The sequence below is a fragment of the Noviherbaspirillum malthae genome (assembly GCF_015352985.1).
Classification (GTDB): Bacteria; Pseudomonadota; Gammaproteobacteria; order Burkholderiales; family Burkholderiaceae_D; genus Noviherbaspirillum; species Noviherbaspirillum malthae.
The window spans coordinates 1-20,308 of sequence record NZ_JACYXF010000017.1 but is presented as its reverse complement, the minus strand read 5'-3'; the positions used below and the strand labels follow the sequence as shown (position 1 = coordinate 20,308).

The following is a 20,308-nucleotide window of genomic DNA, read 5'->3' as shown; positions in this document are numbered from 1 at the left end:
GATTTCATCCGAAAGGTACTGACTTACGGTAACCGAGAACAAAGTGGAAATTGTCGTCCTGATCGTTCAAAAACTGTTGAATCAACAGGAATGGTGAAGAAACTGAACAGACTACCTCGTCGAGGAAGTGCGGCAATAGATAAAGAGCCCTTACCTACATAGGTTGCCGAGCACTATGGAGCATTAGGGTCAGCGACATTGTGGACGTTGAACCATCACTTCCGGATTGAACCGCTCGACCGTACGGCCATCTTCGGCAACTACGCTGTCCCTATCAATGTTTCCAAGATAGATTCTTGCAGCGTTTCCTCCGCGGCGATGCGAAGAGCGGAGATGTTGGGGACGCTGTCCAACCCGCAGAAAGCGAGCAGAGCATCGAACGGGCGCCGCCCTTTCCCATGGTCTAGCACGGCCTGAATCTCGTCCGTGACATCTTCGCTTGGCAAAGGTATCGACGTCATTTCGACGAGCGCCGCGTGACTAGTCGTTCTGCGCCTGGCCAATAGCGCGTCGATTTGGTATTCACGTCGAGCTGCGCATAGAATCGGGCCGCCACTCGTTGATACGCTTCGACCGCCTTGGTAAGCCAGTGGTGCCGGACAATGGCGCCGTCACCTTGGTCGGCCTGCAGCGCGATCGCGTCGGCCGCCAGTGACAGCATTGTGGCGTTCAGTTCCCGGTCACGTGCCCAGTCATACCATTCGGCCGCCGCCTCGAAATAATCCAGGGCTACGAAAGTTGGAGGAGCAATTCGATATCGTTTCTTACTCATGCATGCGGTTAGCTCCTCCAGACACTGTTACTTCGCCAGCTTCAAGCAGGTGCGTACCATGCGTGCGACGACCTCCGCCTGGCTGTTCAGGCCGTAAAGAGCTTTGAGCTTGTGTAAGCCCGCCCGCGTGGCTTTTGTTACGCCGACATTGATATGTCCATCCGAGGTAGTCGCCGGCGTTGATTGCCGCCCCGCTCCGGAGCGTACACGCGTTACCTGCTCAGCGCCGGTCGTGCGTTTGCGCTTCGGCTCCGCTATGTCTTGCTCGTTTGAAGACGTGTTTTTGACGCGCTTGACTGCTGCCTTTTGCGCGATCTTTTTCGACGCGCGTTTTGGCTGTGGCATGCTCATCGATGTTCGTGCCATTTTTAGCTTTTCCTTCCCGAGTAAATTCAGACGATTGCCCTACGTGCGGACGCTGGCCAGTGCTACATGATTGGCCGCACTACAATCATGTTATGTTGCTCCACTTGCGGCACATTGCGATTGCTGCGCGTCGTTGATCATGCCCAATCTCATCACGGTCCTGGCAAGTCAAAGGCCATCAGGCCTGCGAGTTTGCATTCCAGTCTTCAATCAGACTACCGCTTGCAGACCAACGCCAACAGTCACACGAATTGTACGCGCACGCTGACGGTGGCTTGCAGTATTTTCCCGTAGCGGGAGAAGTACGGCATTGCTGCTCTTTCCTCACATAGTCGTTACGGCGACGTGTGTTATCCAGTGCATGCAATTGCCATGTCGCCGAGGCCCCCATTCTATGCTCCGCTTAAATTTGCACAAGGTGACAAACGTCATCTGTCTTTCTCGACATTGAGTCCGGTAACTTCCTGCACGCTCTGTGCCAGCTTGGCGGCCTGGTGCACGGGCTTTTGTTTTTCTTGACACGATTGCGCCGAATTCCACGTCGAGCTGCTCACTATTTCTACACGTGCGCCGCGAGCCATGCCCGAATTAGAGTCGCCTCCGCCTCGACGGTCGGCATTTTTGGCTGAGGTAGATCAGACAACATCTGGGCCATGAACTCGATTTTTGCGAAGCTGATGTGCGGCTTCTGTAGCACCACCACGCCGGCTCCGGCAAAACCCAACCTCCGAACAGTATTGGCGGCCTGTGCCAAGCGAATCTTCAAGTCAGCCGGAACCGTGGATTGCTCTGCCAGCTTTTCGCCAGCGTCCGCCCACCGACGCAGAATACTGCCAATTTCATCAGGGATCTCTGGCATCACATGCATGACGAACCTCGTAGTAGAGAAGGTGATGCTTTAAGTCTAACGCCAGAAATCCTCATTCGGTGCTCGATCACAAGCTTTTTACGCCGGTTAATTTAGCCAAACCGTATCCAAAATGCCGCGAGCAATCTTACTGGTGTCCTGATCGTTGCTCTAATCAGCAATGCGATTTGATGCGAACAAGTCGGACGTTTCTCCCCTACCCCATCAAACGCCCACCTTTTCCTCCTCGCCCCGGAAAAACTCGCCATTGATAATGACGCAGCCATCCCGACGCTGGACGAGTATCGCGATCAACATGCTCCGCATGAGTTTTACAGCGAAGACGAACTGATCGCCCTTTTTAACGACGAGACAAGATTGCTAAAAAAGCCGAAAATTTCCAGGTGGCATGTACAACAGCTACATAATGCCGTCGACATGAAAAAAGCCCGCGACGGGCGATCTGCAGCGGGCCAAATCCGAATGAGAGGTATAAAAGGAACGACATTATCCGCTTGGGGCCATCCGGTTTCTTATTGTCGAATTGGTCCTTTGTACAGATGGGAGATGACCTCTGCCGATTCTATTGCGCAGCAGTTTTCACGGAACCTGAGGCGCTGGCGCCGACATTGACGCTTGATGCGGCTCTTTGGGCGTGACTATGTGCAGAGGCGGCCTGCTTGTTTGCTTCTGCAGCCACAGCGTGCTTCGTCTGTGCTGCTTGCTCGGCTGCCAGCGTAGGGCCTGTGCGTGCTTTCGCTTGGGTTTTTGCGACAGCATCAGTGCCAGTGTGAACAGAACCTTGTTCACGGATCTGGCCTGCGGCACGCGCCATGTCTTTTCCTGAACTGAGCGCATCATTGCCATTTACGTTCATTTGGCCAGAAGTATTCAGATTGACCCCTGTGTTAGCTTGCACTCCAAGGGCAGTAACGCCAACTCCCGCGCCTACTCCAACACCGGTGCCCGCTCCGAGTCCGATCGACCCTGCTTGTGCAGACAAGCTAGCTCCAGCGAGCAAAAATCTGCCGACTAAACTGCCCCTATGCCGTATGTAATGCCGGTGCTAAGAACGATGCTGAGTGGGATGCCAAATTTAAGCGGTCATTCGATGCCTGGATGCACGGCTTCGTCAACGATCCATTCAGCCAGGGTCGCACTTACCATTTCGATGAGAATGGGAAGATCCGCATGGAAAAGCTGCAATAATGTCGATGCGCGCCTATACTGATAGGCGCAACACCCCTTTAACCTAAGAAACCGGCCAACCGGCACGGTATGCAAGGAGAAAGTCATGCAAGACACCCCTCAAGGTGGCGTCACGGCCACAATTTCCTCTATGGCAAACAAGAAGAGCATCTATATCGGGCCTGAGCTCGAAGAGGCGATCGGCAAGGACGCCGAAATCACGGGCTTGTCACATCGCATCAATCAGATTGGCGATCGATATGCGCAGATCATGAAAAGCATCGACATCGGGCCAAGGTTTTCCGAAGCCGAATGGAATCTGGTGCGCGACTCCCTGAATGGCACCAGCCACGAACCGGCCGCGATGATCCAGGCGGTATGGCACGGGATTTCAGACAGCATCGGGCTCGATCAACTGGATGAGAAATGGGAGGTCGATGGCCCCGCCCTGCTCAAGAAGCTCCAGGCACTTTCCTACGTCGAGCAAGTCGCCCTGGTGGAAGCGGTCGAGCAATGGTGGGCAGACAAGTGACGGAGCTCAACATTACAATCCCCCAAGACGTGGACTATGCCGACCTGAAGATGCGACGTGACAAAGACACCGGCATGGTGACGTTCGACCATAACGTAATACGGGGCATTTGGGCGTCCAGCGGCGTTGATCCCTAATTGTATGTCCGCTAGCGAAGAAGCAACCAAACAGTAGATTTCGGACTTGCGCTTTTTAGACTTGACAAGCCAGCTATTTCTTTCGCTTTCGGCGAAGTAGTGCTGCTGCCGCATTCTCCTCGAACTGGCCAGCCTCTTCGATATAGCCCTGCACAGTTCCATCGTGGCGCCACCCGCCTTGGCGCTTGATGTCCCTTGGGGTCGCGCCGGCCCGATAGGCACTGGTCGCCATGCCGCGGCGAAGACTGTGACTCGACAGCATCGGCACGTAGTCGAGTTTGGCGAGCTTGGCGCCGCGTTCGAGAATGTCGTTGACGCTTGCCGGATGCAGCGCAACGGCACTAATGAGGCCTGCCTTGTTGATCGGGCGGAACAGTGGTCCGGATTCGATCCCGGCCGCCTGCAGCCATGCCTTGAGTGCTGTTACTGGACAAAACGTTTCATCCCCATAGGGAATTGCCTTAACCATCCCGTGCCCTTCCTGATCGGTCTTCGACCGTGGCAAGGTAATGACTAGGCCTTCGCGATCCCAGACCAAGTTTTCCACCGTGAGTTGCACCAGTTCGCTGCGGCGGAAGCCACCAAAAAAGCCGATTTGTAGCAGAGCGCTATCTCTTGTCGCACTTAGCGTCGGCTGACCCGCCAGCGCTGAAACAATCAATTCCAGGTCTTCAATTGGCAAAGCCTTGGCTTTGGCCTTGGGTTTGCCGTAAGTCCGCAGGATGCCGGATAGGGTTTTGCGCACGGTCGGCGTCGCAGCCGGATTCGGAAAACCTTGGTGAAGATGCCACTGGGAGAGCGCGGTCAGTCGCAATGCCAACGTGCGCGGGTTGAGCGACTCGGCATAGGCCAATAAATACCGAATGATCATCGTTTCGTCGCAGGGCAGTCTGCCACCCCACGCCAGGAAATGACTGACGCTCGATCGGTACGCGCGACGGGTATTGTCGGAGGTCGCTGCCGCGAGCAACTGCTGGTGCTGATGCGTCAGTTCCGCATTCAATGATGTACCAGCGGTACGCAATGTGGGTGGGCCGCTACCGTCTTCGTTCGGGTGTTCAGGCAGTTGGGAGATGGAGTAAAGCGCTGCTTTCATGCTTTTTCGGGAATTCGTACCGGTCAATACAGAGCATAGCACCTTCAAAGGCGTGTTAGGTCGCGATAAACCCATTTATCACAGCCTAATTTAACAGGAATCGACGGTACGCCGCGGCGTTATTTAATGTACTATTACGTTTAACGTAATACAACGCAAAGGAACTTGGCCATGGCACGAACCGGCATTCAATATTCCGATGTCGCCCGCGCGGCGGCCCAGCTCATCGCCGCCGGCAAAAGCCCGACCGTCGACAGTGTCCGCGAAGCGCTGGGCGGCACCGGCAGTAAAAGCACGATCGCGCCGTTCGTCAAACGCTGGCGAGCTGAACAGGAGGACACCGCCGTCGCCGAAGCCGCCTTGCCTAGTCCATTGCTCAGCGCCGTGCGAGGCCTGCATGAGCATATGCAGGCCGAGTTTTCGCAACAGCGGGAAGCTCTCGAGCAGAAGCACAGTCAGGCCATACAGGCATTGCAAGTCCAAGCCAAGCAGCTGCAGGCCGATAAGGACAAGGCGCTGGCAGAGAACCTCGTCGTGCAAGAAGAACTGGTGAATACAAAACAGGCACTGGCGGAATTGCAGGAGCGATTTCATGCGCAGAACGTCGCCATGGCCGCCTTGCAGGCGGAGCAAGCCGGCTTGCAGCAAAGATTGACAGACCGGGCAACTGAGATTGCGACGTTGACAGTCCAGTTGTCGCAAACGCGCGAACAGTTCGCGCACTACCAGGAGGCGACAGCCGCGCAGCGTGAGGCCGAAAGACGCAATTACGAGCAGCGCATTGCGCGGCACGAACATGATCTGATATCGGCAAATAGGGAGATTGCAGGATTACAGGCGACTCTGACGCAACGCGACTCGGCCCTGTCCTCTCTGGCCAGTAAGCATGGCGGTCTGCAGGATGAGTTCGGCTCGCTCCGTCAGGAACTCCAGACGATACAGTTCGCCCGGGATCGCTTAGTCGAGCAACTGGACGAAAGTAGACAGGCCCGGAACGATGCATCTTCCAAGGTCCAGCAATTGGAGCAGGCGGTACTGGAAGCTCGTCTGACCGAAGCGTCACATGCGCGTGAAGCCGCCATCAGGGCGGACCAGCTTCGCAATGCGCTGGTGCAGATCGACGCACTTGGTCAGGAGAAGCTAGGCTGGATTCAGGAACGCACGATACTGGAACAGCAATTACAGGCTGCAAAGCAAGCGATGCTGGATCAGGACAGAGCCGAAAGGTAATGCAGATCGGCTGCCAGCACATCACAGGAGTCAGGCAGGGACCTTAGTCAAAGCGCGCCGTCACTAACGATCTCGAGTGCTGATGCCGAAATGGACTGCGAGCCGCCAAGCCCAGGAATGCACAACTGATAGATTTCTAATACACCCTGCATTGGAGTCATTCGCGGAAGATCCCGAGCGTCGCGTTTCGCAGGATCAGAATCTTGTTCAACTTGCTTACCTCGTCCTTTCCAAGCTTTCAAAGGCACCCTAACTCGGCACGCTACAAATGCATCGACCTCACTCCACTCGTAAAGAATCGCTGCAAAAAGGCGAGCGGCATAACTATGCGCGTGGCCATTGCGTGCCGCGAAGTGTTTGATTTGCTGAAAATACTCGAACTCGATCCACCATGGGCCGTGTGTTCCTCCTTGTGGAGAGCCTGCACGGGTTGAATCATAGTACCGATAAATGACAACATCTTTCTGAATCTCGTATGGACGAATCATGCTCATGCCCTCTCTTGCCTTGGAGATCCCCTTGTCATAAAAGGCATTGTTTGCAAAGTCCATGGCAATTCCCTCCATTTTTCGATAAAGAGATTCACGAGCCTAACTAGATTTATACGTCACGGTCTGACTGATAAACCGGAACACTGATTGATAAAACCATGTACTGAATCGTATCAAAGCCTTGTCCGCCAAGGCTTGCGGTCAATAACAACCCCTATATACAAATAACTGTGTAACGTGTCACTCTGGATGCTGACACGGGAAAGTAGGCCAAGCAATACTACTTAGGGATAAGCGGAACAAGCCATCGATTTTCGGATTTAAGGGGAATTGACCGAGGCCAATCCACGAATCAACATGTTCAGTCCGTTTTTCATCGTTCTTACGTGCTTGCTCTCGCCCGGGCGTGTTCCGCCCGCATTTGCCCATTACGGGTGCACCTGTGGCTTCGAGGAATGACGCGGCAGGTTAATGTTCGCTAAGGCCAGCGCGGTAAAAGCATGGCATGCGTTCAATGACTCAGTTTGAACTCAGTAAGAACCATTAGATATTGCATGGGAGTTTTTCAACAGTATCGGTTGAACTCGGACGTTTGCAATCTGACACATCCTTTCAGATCAAGTCACACCTTGCACAGATAAACAGCTACATGTCCCTGAACATATAGCGTTACGGCTTACATGGGGTCAATCCAACCAAGGTTTTGATACCAGAACTTGTCTCGCCGCGCGCCGTATGTCTTTCGAGAATTCGGTATCCCGGGTCATAACTTCTAAGAATCGCTGAACGTTTTCAACCGTATCATCTTTCTTGTCCGTCCCAAACCGCCCAACAATCCAATGGTCGGTAGCAGGTCCTTGCCCTTCCCCATTTCCAGATGAATGGTCTAACACAATGCCTGCTTGGTTAAGGAGCAGGTGACACGCCCAAGTTGCGATTTTCCCTTGCCGGCGATGGTCGACATGCGGGAGCGCATCCCTGAGCTGATTGAATACCATTGGCTTAACCGCTCGAAGACGGTCCGCAGGATCGATCCGTTCCTCAAGCAAGGTGAAAGGATTGATGTGGTAAGGTTCACTTTCACTCTGCGGCTCCGGCGTACCCGCCACGGGCATCTCGCGATTGCGGAAGTCCCATTTCTGCTGTGCCTTGGCAAGGTCGGATTCCGTGATCTCGCTCGCCTTTTCCCAAACGCTCTTGAACCAAGAAACAATCCGCTCATACTGCGACTCTTTCTCCGAAACAAAATAGCCTGCTTCAATGGTTCCGCTGGCGTCCGCGCCTTCCGCTCCCAGTCCGTTTGTGGACATGTTCGCAGACGACACGACGGCGCCGGTAGAGCCGATCACTACCTTCGCATGCAATCCGTCCAATTTCAGTACGACACAGTTGTCTCGCTGAAGAAGAGCGCGGATCACCGCTGGATTGCAGGCACCAGAATCCAGATCACATATCAATTCGCATCGTCCACGCAGCTTGTAATCGGCACCGGCCCCCCAGAATGCCACTGCCATCCTGACCGGCTGATAAACTTCTTCATCAATCAACTCTTGAATCTTCTCCGCAATCGCTCTGCCTGAATCCAGGAACATTATGCGTGCCCATGAAGTTGTAAAAAAGATTGACATGATACTGTTATTCTCAGCCAGAGATCCATGTGTCAGGAAAGGCATACCCATGCGGCAGCATTTCCAAGGTGGACTACGTCCACTCGATCGATTGCGTTGAACCAGTTAAAGATGATAGCGATTGTAGTGACGTGCGGTTAGCTGACTCTGGTATGTGGAGTACGCCCGAAATGCGGTGACGTCCTTTGCGCCCGCCCGCTTAGTATGGCTGCCTTGACGAAAACTGGGCGCGTCAGTCAACGATGCCGGGAGCAGTCTTCGAGTCTTTATAGGCGAAGGAAGGAATAGCAGCGGCTCTACGCTGCATTCCGGTCACCGGCACTACGACTTCGAAGCGCCGGACGTGCTGCCTAACGTACGCTGCTCAACCCGAAAAGCTGATGTTCACGCACCAAATTTCAGCAAAGGAACACTTGCACAGACCTGCAGTAATGCCGCTCCAGATCATCGCCACATCGGACTGCATAGCCTATTTATTCAATGTTCGCGTCGCGACTATCGAAACAGTCCTTCAACTGCGAAATAGTCGTACTTTGGGCTCGATCCCTTGGGCTAGCGAAAGCGCCCGCAGGGTTTTCACCTGCAAAAGGCTATACATGCAATTTTGTAATATCCTATACGATATTGAATGTAAGGCCCATCATGAAATTGCCCACCCGCGTTGCTGACATTGAACAATCGCTTGTGCGGTTTTATACCAATCGGGTCGACGGTGAACTTGATCTCGCTTCCGTCCTGACATCGTCCCCCTTTCCGTTAGAGGATATCTCGCGGGCTCAGGCATTCAATACCTGGTTGACCATGGTGCCCGAGCTGGAACGACGGGTTGCATTGCCAGAACATGGTACGGTGGCCGAATTGTTCAAATCGATCAGTTCCACGCCGCTCGGCTTGATCACTCTAGCGCGGACGCGGGACTGGTTCAATTCAGAGCACAGGAAGGCTCTCCTAAACATTCGCAACAGCTATTTTCAGCAGCTCAAAAACTGGCCGGATCTGGCGGTTACTGATCAAACTTTCATCATGTGCGACGACGCATACAGCAAAGGATTGCCTTGGCCATTGTATGACGCACGTGGGACGCTTCGTACCGACAATTACTTTGAGACTTTCGCGCCGAAGCTGATTAGTAGTGTGATGCGTTCGGATGAGTTACGAGGAGCCATTCTGCAAGCAGACCAGTCCTCATTGCTCACTACGCTCTTATACGAGCTAATCAAGAATACTCAGGACCATGCTCTGTTCACCGCCACCAACGAACGCATTGATGACTCCGTGCGATTGGTGCTGGCACGCTTCTACGATTTAGATGCTTTGGACGTGCCGGCGCCAGCCTCACCCGATATGCCCCTGGAGCCCCACATGGCCTATGTGCAGGCGTTAAAGGAACGCTCGGTAAGCGGCATGCGGGGAGCGAAAGACAAGCGGTTCTGCGGGATTCTCGAATTTTCAGTGCTCGACAGTGGCCCCGGCTTCGTTGGTCGCAAGCTCCAGCGGGAGGTCAACCCTCAGGAAGATATCGAGATCGAGTACAAGGCCGTGCTGGCCTGTCTACGGGCGGGGCATACAACGGCCAGTAATCCAAATCGAGGCCTCGGCTTGAACGATGTCTTGCGCGCCCTCAGGAAGATGAACGGCTTCTTGCGCATCCGCACAAATCGCTTGTCTGGCTATCGGGAATTCAAGGTATTTCGAGAGCAGCAGGACACTGACGTTACGCCGGTCCTGCATGATTGGAAAAGAGGCTATTCAACGCGGGCAAGCGCATTTGCGAATGTGCGCGGCGCGGCTGTCTCGGTACTGTTGCCGGTGGAGGTCTGATGTCAACGCTGGCATTGTACGAACATTTTTGTCCTGATCAATCTGGAGCCCATGGCCATCGCCAAGTAACGATCGTTCTCCACAATGGTTTTTGCGATCACGAAGCCTTGGCTCGCAGCCTGGCCCGGCATCTCCGCGTCCGCCCGGCACCGGCCAAGGTTGTGCTGTTTGGCTTGGATAGCCATGGCCCCTTCATTGAAGAAGCCCTTTCCCATGGCTCATCATTCCGTACCCGTTTGGCGGCCGCTTGGGGCGCAGCCGCCCATCAAAATCTGTGCTTTGGGATTGTGCTCGAGAGCAAGCATCTAGTGTTTCATTCGCTTGGCGCGCAGCTGGATGAAGCGAAAATCGCTGCTGAGGTGCGCCTCGCCACGACCATGACGGCACAAGCTATCTTTATCGAGTCAAAGTGCATGCAGATCGCTCCTCCTGGCGTCCATTACAGCAAGACATCGAAGGCCCACTCCGTCGGCTTCATCCGAGCCTCGAACGCACTTGTCAAGTCGCGGCACACTCTTACCCTTGCCTATTGGTTATTGCCATTTGTTGGCCAGCCTGCACGGCGCATTCTGGTCGATACATCCGCGATCGCGTCGCTCATCTATGCGGCATGCCAAGTGGCAGTCGAGACGGGTATGAGACCAGCGATGCCTATAATCGACTCTTTTCAGTCTTACGAGGGACTTTCCGACGCTGACCTTGAGGACGTCGACAATACGCTGTTTGTCATTTCAGCCAGCACCTCCGGTAACTTGGCACGGCGAGCGTTTACCCGCGGCGTGGACCGCCGTCGGCTCTGCACGCTATATCTTCTCTCGCAAGAGCAGGAGGACCAAGAGGCCGTATGTCAGCTCCGTAAGCATGACCACAATCCGGACGGGCTCGATCTACTTGAGAGCTGGCCGGAGCCGCAATGTCCGTTCTGTCGCAAGGGATCTGCTGCCGTCCAGATTGGTGGCGATCTTTTCCTCACCGCTCTGCCCGAGACCGACAGCGTCCTCCTTGCCAAGCGGCATTTATTAGAGCATCAGCGCGATATCATTTCACTGTTTGCCGGACTAGGGGTTTTTTGCGTCTACCGCCGTATTGGCGACCGAACCGCAGAGATTTCGGTTGATCTCGCTCCGGCATTCCAAAGTCCCGATGCGTCCGATGGGATTATGGCATTCCGTCAGGCCTGGCAACATTTGTTGCGCCGGTATGCACCGGCAAACTTGACACACATCGTTTATCCGACCTATCCCTATGCTCAAGAGCTCGCGCAGGAGGTTGCGGATTTTGTTTCCAAACATGTGCAATCGGCACCCGCCTTAACGTCGGGAAGCGAGCTGCTCGAAACAGCGACTCGATCCGAAGGATGTGCAATTGTCACAACGCCGTGTGTCCACGATCCGAATGAGATGATGGGAATTAACCGAGATCTGCGTACGACGATTCCTGGTGGAACTGCGACCTATCTGTTTCCATTGGTACGTGCCCAGTCTGAGGCGCAGGCAAAAGGCATGATTACCAACATCACATTCGGCGACCGCGGTGCCGGAACATACTCGCATCACGCATTGCACATGCTGTTCCTGCCAGAAGATCGTGATATCAGTCCATGGGACCGCGAGCTCGACTGCATCATGGTCCTGTTGGACTGGCTGGAAACGCTGGACGAGACAGTGCCGCCACAGCTGCTGGCGCGACGTAAGCACTTGAATGAGGTGACGGCCACCGGCATGGTTAACACGCTGTTCTGGCCGGACTGCAGTGAACAGGCATTAGCCATCCGATCGAATTTCGTGCTGCTTCCCACGGAAGACGGTCGGCGACCGCTCAGCCAAGCGGACATCTTCGTCGTAGTGTCGGCACTACTCAATAATCTACGGCTAATGGAGCAAGGCGACACGCTGCGCAGTAGCCAGTACCAACATCGCATTCTCGCGCCGGGAAATTTCGTACGCTTCAACGATGGAATTATCCAGGCCGCGTTGCTGCGCGCGGCACGTGGCAGCGAGCTCAACTATGTTGCGACTGACACGGAAAGACATAGTGCCGACATGGCGGACCACATCGAGGAGATGATCCGTAAGGCGAGTGCACAAGAAGGAGAGGCGCTGACGGAGTTTATCTTGGCGATCGCGATGGGCACGCTTCGTTTGGCCGACAGGGACTTGGAGTCGGTCATCAGTACGGTTTGCAGTAGTGCCGAGCGAGTGCCCCCAGTCGTTTTCTTACTAGCCAGGGCTATCAAGGCCAAAGTGCTACCCCTGTAACTAGGCGGCACATCCGTTACTGACACTAGAGGCTGGCGAGGCAACATGTATATCTGACGTTCCTGGTAATTACCGACTGCGAGGCAGTCGCAGCTATTCGTCCAGTACCAGAATTTGGTTAGCCGAGGGCAAACTAGGACCCCCGATCCATTGCCATCATTTACCATTCGACGGCCAATGCCTACTTCCAAGCAAGTCGTTAGCAGATAGCAGCAGCCTGGCTACCACCGATGCCTGATGTGGCCACTTTCTGTCACAGTATTGCTTCATTGGAACAACTAAAGAAAGAGAAGTGATGCCGAACATTCCAATTACTGACATGGTCGTACACGCATTTTCCCAGTTGGTAGACGACTCGGGGAATAGCGGAAGCTATCGTGAGCCATCACATTCGGACATAGAATTTCAAATCAATGCGTGCGGGCTGGCGACCTTCGATCCCAAGCAACAGGGGCAAGTGATCGGAAAGGCCAAGCGGGTCAGAGCTGTGCTGTATGAGGCGATGACAGCCAATCCCATCGCCGCCTCGCGGTTCGCCATGGGTCTCCTGGGGAAGATTCGTGCGTGTGGCGGCTTCCGCGCTGGCGCACCAAATTTTGTAGGCTCTGAGGCGATTGCGAACGCCAAGTCGGCCTGCGACAGCGTTGGCTTTGTCCTCACAGATGATGGGACGCTTTCCCCGAAAGTGCTTACAAGTCTTCATGGCCCGGAACTGACCGATGCACTGCTGGGCTACGCGCGGCGTGCACAGCGAGGTGCCGAAGACGCAGCCCTTGTCGCTGGAACGGGCAAAGACCTGCTTGAGGCCACAGCCGCCCACGTGCTCATGACAATACGGGGCAACTATCCCACGGGAGCTAACTTTCAGGCCTTGTTGGGTATGGCCTTCATTGCGCTGGATCTTGCGGTGCCGGAGATGCCTGAAGTTCACGGCGAGTCGCCTGTTCGCGCTATGGAGCGAGGCCTGTTCACCACCGCGCTCGGTGTTAACCGTGTCCGGAACAAGCAGGGCTCTGGCCACGGCCGCCCGTGGTTGCCAACAATTACCGATGCTGAAGCCAAAGCAGCGATTGAGTCTGTTGGCACGGTCGCCAGCTACTTGCTAGCAAAGCTAGCTACACACAGAAGGTAGTCTCTACCATCAAGCCATGATTGACCTGCTTCCCGTCTTAGTTCAAGCCACTGTAACAACCCGATTACAGCTGAAACAGTGGTTCGCTAGTTATCCGGCTGGCATGCCATGGTCAGTGATCTCGGACTACTGCATTGGGGACGTCAATAAGGGGAACGACGTCTTCAGCTTTGTAGTCGTCGCTCCCCATGACAAGGCGGAGAACATCTGCAAATACATAGCCAGCGTAGCGCCCAAGGACCTGAAGAACACAAGCAAGGTTCCGCTCGGTCTAATCCAATATTTGACCTGCGAGGTGCCTGTGACGTTCAGCGTCTCCTTCGCCATGAGGCGGGAGGCTGCGCTGCTGCGCGACTACCTGAGCATAGAGGCCATGAGTACACTGGTCGCGGGAGCCATATCTTTCATGGATGACCGCCTTGCGCTCTACCAGGATGCGCGTGACATCCACTATCACGAAAGCGCCATTAGGCGGTTGAAGGCCTTCGAACGAGAGCTGCGCCACAAGGGGGTGAACGCAAAGTTAGCCAGGCAGATTCATCTGGTGGCTGCGATGATAGCGACCCTCTGCAACATGCTCAACCATGCAGTGAGCGCCAGGGCAATCCGTTGGATATCTGACCGAGATGCACTCTTTGAGCGCCATGACGCGGTAGTGTCCGACCTGGCGTACGTGTACTACCTGACCCAGGCAGTCGAGTTTGCCAAACCGGAGCAGCGGAACGCCCAGTACCTTGGCGAACCTCTGGCTACCCTTGGCTTTGAAATTCCAGAAAAGACCGGCAAGCACCGCTTCGACGAACTGGTCAGGCTTCCGGACTATCTTGCTGGTACGCTGGCCGACCTGGACAGCGAAACCATGGCCGTATCGAAGGAGAAGTTCGACGTCGTGTTGAACAACGTCTTCATCAACTCCAGGAACAACTGGCTAGTGCAATTGGTGTCAACCGGCGAGCGCATCACAGCGCGCTCGGCGCTCTTTCGAGGCTGGAACTAGCATCGGCATCACGAACGGACGAACCTCTAGGCACTATGCTGGCGGTATTGAAACCCCCAACCCCAGTAAGCGACCAAGTTTAGCGCTCACGAATCACTTTGCCATGCTTTCATGTCCCCGTACATTCCTCCTGTTGGGCTTCTCTGCTGAAGAGCCGCAACGGCTTGGGGCATGAGCCCGCCACATGCACCGCGATGTCGCAAAAAAACGACTGCATAGTGCACGTGATATCTGATAAGCGATTCGGCTGGTAAATCAGATATTTCATAAACCACCGCTGTTTTACAACGGCTTTTGTTTGTGAGATGGTAGGTCTTCTTTCTATCTGGAGGCTACCGTGATCACCAACAACACAGACATTAAAACTCTGAATTACGCAAGCGCGCCTGAGGTTATATTGGCCTCAAATGCGACGCTCACAACATGAGCACCGACGACCTGCTGACAATCAAGCATTTGGCAAAGAGGGCATTGGCGCTACGCGACACGCATCGTAAGCGTTACAGCGAACTTCTTGTGGAGGCCTCTAGTGCGGCGCAGAGCATTCCCGTTACAGGCGGCTACCGCGCGCTGCGCAAAATCATCTTTGACCTGGAAGGTGACGGCCCGATCGAGGAATTGTTGCATGCGCTGGATACCTCCCGTTATCTTCAGGGCATGGAACTTCTGCGTAGGTTTCGAATGATCGGCACCAGCGAACCTTTCAACAGCCCGCACGCTAATGCACGCCAGGTCTCAGGAATACAAAATGCTGCGATTTGACTCCTGCATTGGCCCGAATGCATGCATCGGCCATGAAGAGAAGATCCCTGCCTAGTTTAACTTCATAGAGCGCTTACAATGACTTCTTACAAAACCAGATGCGGTGGCACAATCAACATCTCAGCAAAGGCAGAAAATCATCTGCTAGCGCACCCAGAAGTTTTCGACCGGCTCGAGAGTGCGATGGGAAAAATATCGCTTCCGCCCATCCCTAAGAAGCATGAGTGGGAAATTGACTTCGGGCAGATAATTGGGCGCGCTGGTGTCATAAACACATCCATGCTAAAGCTCACAGATGAAGCATTGTTCGCAATCCGCCAGAATCGAACGATGCCTTCTCGTGTTGCACCAATTGGGCACGTGGGCGAGGAAACGCAGAAAATGGTCGTAATAGCGCGGCCGAGCACTATGCTCAAGCAATACGAACTTGTAACCTCATGGATTGGCACGCTGTCCAAGAAAGAACCTTGGGATCCTTCTATAAGAAGCGCCGAAGAATTTAACGACTGCATGACTTATTGGCGGTCAACTGCATTAATTCATGACCCAAATGTGATGGGGCCTGCGTTTAAGAGTAGCTGGGCTGAGATACTTCGTGGAAACCAGTATTTACAGCTGTAGGAGCATCGCAAGCGCGGCCCCTTCAACTTGATGGTCGGCTTGAGCTGGCTTTTCGTAGTGAGCGCAGTGATCGGGTCGGAGGCACGCTCTTTGAGAATCTTGTTCTTGATCGGTCCACCGGTCTCCATTTCAGGTCGGAGCGTGGTCTTTTTTGCAGCGGCCGGTGCTGCCCATTTCTTGATCACCAGGTTCCGGGGTGAACCGGCGATGCGCTTATTCTGGCGCTCAACCATGCGCCGCCTCATGGCCACAGCGCGCTCATGTGATGCTGCCAGATCAGCCGCCAGCGCGCCTCATCAGCTCAAGCTTTGGGCAGCGGTCACAGACCTGGTCGATCTGCTCGGTTACGCGAATGCGTTTGCGGCACTGCGCGTACCAGTCACAGCCCCGCCGGCAGCGCCACAACCGTACACCGTTACTGCAGCCTGACTGCGGCCTGTTCAGTCATGGTGGTACTCGCCCGGATCGGGCCAGCGAAACTGCGTCGCGCTGGCAGTTTCAGGTGGCGCTCTGAAGGCGGGAGCATCGCGGCCAGTATCGTCGGTACGCACGGGAAAGCCCGTGATCCGCCAGTGATGGCGGCGCTCCTGCGGCGTGTCGGGATCGATCACCGCGATCACCGCATGGTTGGGTCCGCAGAAAAACAGCACCTTGTCGGTCGTGCTCATCCAGCTGCCCTCGATGGTACGCACCCGCATCAGCCGGTCGCTGCGCCGTGGGTTTTCCGGGTGGTGCACGACGCCGCCATAGGACCCTAGCTGCAGCCCTGTGATTCCATACTGCTCCAGCACTTCCCGCGCGGCGCCCTCAACATCGAGCATAGACGTGGGCCGCTCGTCTGCGGCTTCCCTCTCGGGGGTCACCGTACGCAGTCTTTCCTCGTCCAGAGCGATTTGCCACATTCCGACCTGGCCCTCCTCGCGATAGTAACCCTCCAGCACGTCACCATCACGGCTCAGATACAAGCGCGCAAAGCCGTCCATGCCTTCCGCGCGCAGTTCGAAACGGCCGGAGCCGTCGTTATCTCCGCGCCAGATGACCGCCCTGCCCTTGTCCCCCGGGTAGGAGACAACGACCTCTTTACTGCTGATGCGCACATCATACGGTTCCGTATCCTCCCATACCCCGTCACCGTTATACACAGTTGATGTGCACCCTACCCAGTGTTTCATCTCTTCAGTCCTTTCCGTATTGTCTGCGGCCGCACGCATAGCGCCTGATGGTCGATCCGCCAAGAGCCAAGCACAGCGGGGCTGCACATCCACCACATCGAATACTGCGCCTGCCAGCCCGGATGCCGCCGCAGCCAGCGGCTCCCCAACACGTGGAAGCGCTGCACAAAACGTTTGTATCGTTCGTGCAGATCCTTCCTCGCACGGCAATGGCTTGCCTGACCTCAGTGTCCGGCAATATAGCGCGTATACCGAATCACCGCCGTCACTGGTGACGCTCAGCATCGCCCGCACGCTGCGGGAATCATGTTTTAGAAGCTTCCCGTTCTGCCGTTACGCGAAGACCATCGTTCTGCCATGTCCAACTCTGCCGAAACTGCGCAACCCGGTAATGTTAGGACATTTGGAGAGCGTCGTGGGCACTAAATAACTTTGGCAAAACAGGGCCTTCTCACACATGTTCAGGTGGGCAGATGCATACGGCTCGCTCCGGCGCGCGCAGGTAGTATCGCCGCCGCCCGCTTTGCGCACAGGGGGATGCCGTCACCGTACCAACGGCGTGGTGGTCAGTTATGAGACGGTCTCACGTTGGTGCGACAAGTCTGGCCGGGAGTTCGCTCGTCGAGTGAAGGAGGCACGGCCCGCACCCGGCACGAATTGGCATCTGGACGAGATCTTCGTCAAAATCGACCATGAACCGTATCTACTGTGGCGCGCCTTCGATCAGCACGGGGCCGAGCATCGCCCAAAGTCCATCTACCGCAGGGTAAGCCCAAACAACCAGCGCTATCCTTCCTTCCGCGACGTTAGGTTGACATTGCCATTCAATGTGCCGAGTGCTCGTCAAAATACCAGAATCGGCGTTTTTTTCGGTGACTCCGGTACAGAACTGCTTAATTCTTGATTGGCCTAGACCCAAGGTTGCAAATAAAAGTTTCCTGCAGGCTATTTGCGATTTTGTCTCCCCGGATAACGTTGCCTTATCCCATCTGAGTACCTAAAAACTTGCTTTTTGGCGTTTGTGCAGTACAGTGGATCCGGCACTCATGCGCGCGTGAGCGCGGGGTGGCATGGGACGCCTGCCACTTGGGTACACGGTAAAACCCGACCCGGCCGGGCTCGTTACCTAGCCTGCCCGGTTCGACTCCGGCGTGTGCCGCCGTATATTGATGGGATAAAGCGCATGGACAAACTCCTCGACAGCACAGCAAAGCGTGGTATCAATCCTGCAACCGGCAAACCGTACCGATCTAAAGGCGGGAGCGATCCACGTAAGATGCGGTGGACCGCCGACCAGGGAAGCGTATTTACGGAAGAAATTGTCGAGAGCAAGGGCGAGTCGGGCGTGCCGGTGTTTGCACGCATCAGCATCGCATTCAATGTCGGGCCGGAGCTAGCCGCGCATATCGTCGAGCTGCATAACGAGAAGCTGGCGTAATGGGCATGTCAACTGTTCCTTTATCCACTCACCCTGACCCCATGCACGACCGCGAGGATTGGCGAGAGTACCAGCAGGCGCTAAAAACGGTCGCGGTAGCATTCGGCACTACTAATGAAATGGTCCGCTCCGCCCCCGAAAGGGGCAAACTGCTCATTCAACTTCTTCAAAGGAGATGATTATGCGCAACAAACCGATGGGCGCCACCGTATATGGCATCGACTTGGGCAAGAACACTTTCCATATTGTCGGAGTCGACCCTGCTGGCAAGCCAATTCAACGCATCACCCTGAGCCGTGCCACCATTTTCAACTTCTTTTCAAACGCTTCCAGGGCCTTGATCGGCATGGAAGCTTGTCCTGGTTCACAATGGCTGGCGCGAAAGCTCGAAGCCCTCGGACATCAGGTGCGGATCATCCCAGCACAGTTTGTCAAACCGTACGTCAAGTCAAATAAAAGTGACATCATAGATGCCGCGGCAATCGCTGAAGCCGTCGCCCGTCCCACCATGCGTTTCGTCAGGATCAAATCGACTGAACAAGCCGAACTGCAGGCGATGCATCGAATTCGAGACAGGCTGATGTCGTGCCGCACACAACTCATCAACCAAGTGCGCGCCTTTTGTCTGGAATTTGGCATTCCCATGCGGACCGGTCCCGGTCCCTTCAAGGCGGATCTGCCAAATGTTCTTGCGGACGAAGCAAACGACCTCACCCCGGTCATGCGCGAACTACTCGGCACAATGTCGACAGAGCTCGGCGCACTTGAAACACGTATCTCTCAAATCACCCGTCAGATCGATGCGGTTGCGACGCGCTCAGAACTGGCAATGCGACTTGCCACGATTCCCGGCATTGGCTATCTCAGTGCAACAGCCATCCTCGCAGCTGTCGGGGACGGCAAGCAGTTTGCTAAAGCAAGAGATCTGGCAGCGTGGCTCGGGCTGGTTCCGGCTCAGTACTCGACCGGCGGCAAGGCCAATCTACTTGGAGCAAGCAAGCGTGGCAACCCGTATGTGCGCCGATTGCTCATTCACGGTGCGCGTACCTGCGTTTTACACCTGAATCGTTCAACAGACCGATTAGGCGTCTGGATTGCCCGGCTCGAGAGCCGCATGCATATCAATAAGGTCGTTGTTGCCCTAGCCAACAAGTTGGCCAGGGTTGCCTGGATCGTTCTTACTCGGCCAGGGGCATGTTATCTACGTGACGCAAGTGTCAGGAGCTAAGCGAGGTCAGCTTGCTTTACAAATAGTCTTTTGTTCTTCCGAGGTTTGCTGGGTTCAAACACTGATGACGAAACAGCCGAACGACGCAAGGTAAGTCTTGGCAAAAAAACGGGTTATGTACCCGAACCACTATTTAGAAACCCTGCGTGCGTATTTCATCATGGCCTGGCTGTAACAACAGCCCACTCGCGAGAGGCCGGATACATTAGGGCAAACTGTTCACGTCGTCAGCAATGGGCCTTGCAAATGCGGGGCGGACCATACATTAGGGCAAACTGTTCACGTCGTCAGCAATGGGCCTTGCAAATGCGGGGCGGACCATACATTTTTGCAGCCAGACATTCGATTACATGCGGGTGCAGCCTCGATTTGATGGCCTGACACGCGAGCAATTTGATGCGCTTTCGACGCTTGCAACCCTGGTTGAATTGGTCAGTGGTTTTCCCGAAGGGTGCTTGGAACGCCTACAGCGATTTGCATGAAGGCATGTGGAATTAGTGCGGGCGTTAGTGTTCAAAGAGGTATTGTTGCTTTTACCGGAGGCAATCATGGCCTCGTCTTACTCACTGGATTTACGAGAGAAGATTCTGCA

18 protein-coding genes and 1 pseudogene are annotated in these 20,308 nt (G+C 54.9%); 11 read left to right on the top strand and 8 right to left on the bottom strand.

Annotation, left to right across the window (positions count from 1 at the left end; genetic code table 11):
- Window positions 1–457: 457 nt before the first annotated feature.
- From IGW03_RS18565 to IGW03_RS18550, 4 genes are all read right to left on the bottom strand, one after another.
- Entirely contained in the window at window positions 458–772 is a 315-nt protein-coding gene (locus IGW03_RS18565) for a hypothetical protein (protein ID WP_194724061.1), read from the bottom strand.
- 27 nt (window positions 773–799) lie between these two features.
- Window positions 800–1,138, bottom strand: coding sequence for a hypothetical protein (locus IGW03_RS18560; protein ID WP_194724111.1), 339 nt, complete (start codon window positions 1,136–1,138; stop codon window positions 800–802).
- Between the two features lie 559 nt (window positions 1,139–1,697).
- Entirely contained in the window at window positions 1,698–2,006 is a 309-nt protein-coding gene (locus IGW03_RS18555; protein WP_194724060.1) for a hypothetical protein, read from the bottom strand.
- 562 nt (window positions 2,007–2,568) lie between these two features.
- Window positions 2,569–2,988, bottom strand: a complete 420-nt coding sequence (locus IGW03_RS18550; RefSeq protein WP_194724059.1) for a hypothetical protein — start codon at window positions 2,986–2,988, stop codon at window positions 2,569–2,571.
- Between the two features lie 291 nt (window positions 2,989–3,279).
- Between IGW03_RS18550 and IGW03_RS18545 the strand changes: the two genes are divergently transcribed.
- On the top strand, window positions 3,280–3,705 hold the full coding sequence (locus IGW03_RS18545; protein ID WP_194724058.1) for a hypothetical protein: 426 nt from the start codon (window positions 3,280–3,282) through the stop codon (window positions 3,703–3,705).
- 210 nt (window positions 3,706–3,915) lie between these two features.
- On the opposite strand, the gene IGW03_RS18540 is transcribed toward IGW03_RS18545, so the two are convergent.
- Window positions 3,916–4,938, bottom strand: a complete 1,023-nt coding sequence (locus IGW03_RS18540; protein ID WP_194724057.1) for a site-specific integrase — start codon at window positions 4,936–4,938, stop codon at window positions 3,916–3,918.
- Between the two features lie 171 nt (window positions 4,939–5,109).
- Between IGW03_RS18540 and IGW03_RS18535 the strand changes: the two genes are divergently transcribed.
- A complete protein-coding gene (locus IGW03_RS18535) occupies window positions 5,110–6,168 on the top strand; it encodes a DNA-binding protein (RefSeq protein ID WP_194724056.1) in 1,059 nt (352 codons plus the stop codon).
- 47 nt (window positions 6,169–6,215) lie between these two features.
- Here IGW03_RS18535 and IGW03_RS18530 read toward each other — a convergent pair whose 3' ends face one another.
- Entirely contained in the window at window positions 6,216–6,719 is a 504-nt protein-coding gene (locus IGW03_RS18530; RefSeq protein ID WP_194724055.1) for a hypothetical protein, read from the bottom strand.
- Window positions 6,720–7,345: 626 nt separating this feature from the next.
- A complete protein-coding gene (locus IGW03_RS18525) occupies window positions 7,346–8,338 on the bottom strand; it encodes a phospholipase D family protein (protein WP_194724054.1) in 993 nt (330 codons plus the stop codon).
- Window positions 8,339–8,929: 591 nt separating this feature from the next.
- Between IGW03_RS18525 and IGW03_RS18520 the strand changes: the two genes are divergently transcribed.
- The 6 genes from IGW03_RS18520 (at window position 8,930) to IGW03_RS18495 (ending at window position 15,878) form a co-directional block, all read left to right on the top strand.
- Window positions 8,930–10,108, top strand: coding sequence for a hypothetical protein (locus tag IGW03_RS18520; protein WP_194724053.1), 1,179 nt, complete (start codon window positions 8,930–8,932; stop codon window positions 10,106–10,108).
- The gene (locus IGW03_RS18515) at window positions 10,108–12,366 is read left to right on the top strand and encodes a hypothetical protein (protein ID WP_194724052.1); all 2,259 of its coding nucleotides are present in this window, start codon (window positions 10,108–10,110) and stop codon (window positions 12,364–12,366) included. Before IGW03_RS18520 ends, IGW03_RS18515 begins: the two co-directional genes overlap by 1 nt.
- Window positions 12,367–12,661: 295 nt before the next feature.
- Complete coding sequence (locus tag IGW03_RS18510; RefSeq protein ID WP_194724051.1) at window positions 12,662–13,498, top strand: abortive infection family protein; 837 nt, start codon at window positions 12,662–12,664, stop codon at window positions 13,496–13,498.
- A gap of 16 nt (window positions 13,499–13,514) precedes the next feature.
- Window positions 13,515–14,495 (top strand): hypothetical protein, encoded by a 981-nt coding sequence (locus IGW03_RS18505; protein ID WP_194724050.1) that lies wholly within the window; start codon window positions 13,515–13,517, stop codon window positions 14,493–14,495.
- 423 nt (window positions 14,496–14,918) lie between these two features.
- Window positions 14,919–15,257 carry a hypothetical protein gene (locus tag IGW03_RS18500; RefSeq protein ID WP_194724049.1) on the top strand — a complete coding sequence of 113 codons (339 nt, stop codon included), beginning with the start codon at window positions 14,919–14,921 and terminating at the stop codon, window positions 15,255–15,257.
- Window positions 15,258–15,335: 78 nt separating this feature from the next.
- Complete coding sequence (locus tag IGW03_RS18495) at window positions 15,336–15,878, top strand: hypothetical protein (RefSeq protein ID WP_194724048.1); 543 nt, start codon at window positions 15,336–15,338, stop codon at window positions 15,876–15,878.
- Window positions 15,879–16,318: 440 nt separating this feature from the next.
- On the opposite strand, the gene IGW03_RS18490 is transcribed toward IGW03_RS18495, so the two are convergent.
- Window positions 16,319–17,050, bottom strand: coding sequence for a hypothetical protein (locus tag IGW03_RS18490; RefSeq protein ID WP_194724047.1), 732 nt, complete (start codon window positions 17,048–17,050; stop codon window positions 16,319–16,321).
- A 556-nt stretch (window positions 17,051–17,606) separates the two neighbouring features.
- Here IGW03_RS18490 and IGW03_RS38185 point away from each other — a divergent pair.
- The 3 genes and pseudogenes from IGW03_RS38185 to IGW03_RS18480 all read left to right on the top strand — a co-directional run.
- Window positions 17,607–17,789 (top strand): annotated as a pseudogene (locus IGW03_RS38185) (IS6 family transposase); the annotation flags it as partial.
- 444 nt (window positions 17,790–18,233) lie between these two features.
- On the top strand, window positions 18,234–18,488 hold the full coding sequence (locus IGW03_RS18485) for a hypothetical protein (protein ID WP_194724046.1): 255 nt from the start codon (window positions 18,234–18,236) through the stop codon (window positions 18,486–18,488).
- Between the two features lie 181 nt (window positions 18,489–18,669).
- The gene (locus tag IGW03_RS18480; RefSeq protein ID WP_228535761.1) at window positions 18,670–19,716 is read left to right on the top strand and encodes an IS110 family RNA-guided transposase; all 1,047 of its coding nucleotides are present in this window, start codon (window positions 18,670–18,672) and stop codon (window positions 19,714–19,716) included.
- Window positions 19,717–20,308 lie beyond the last annotated feature (592 nt).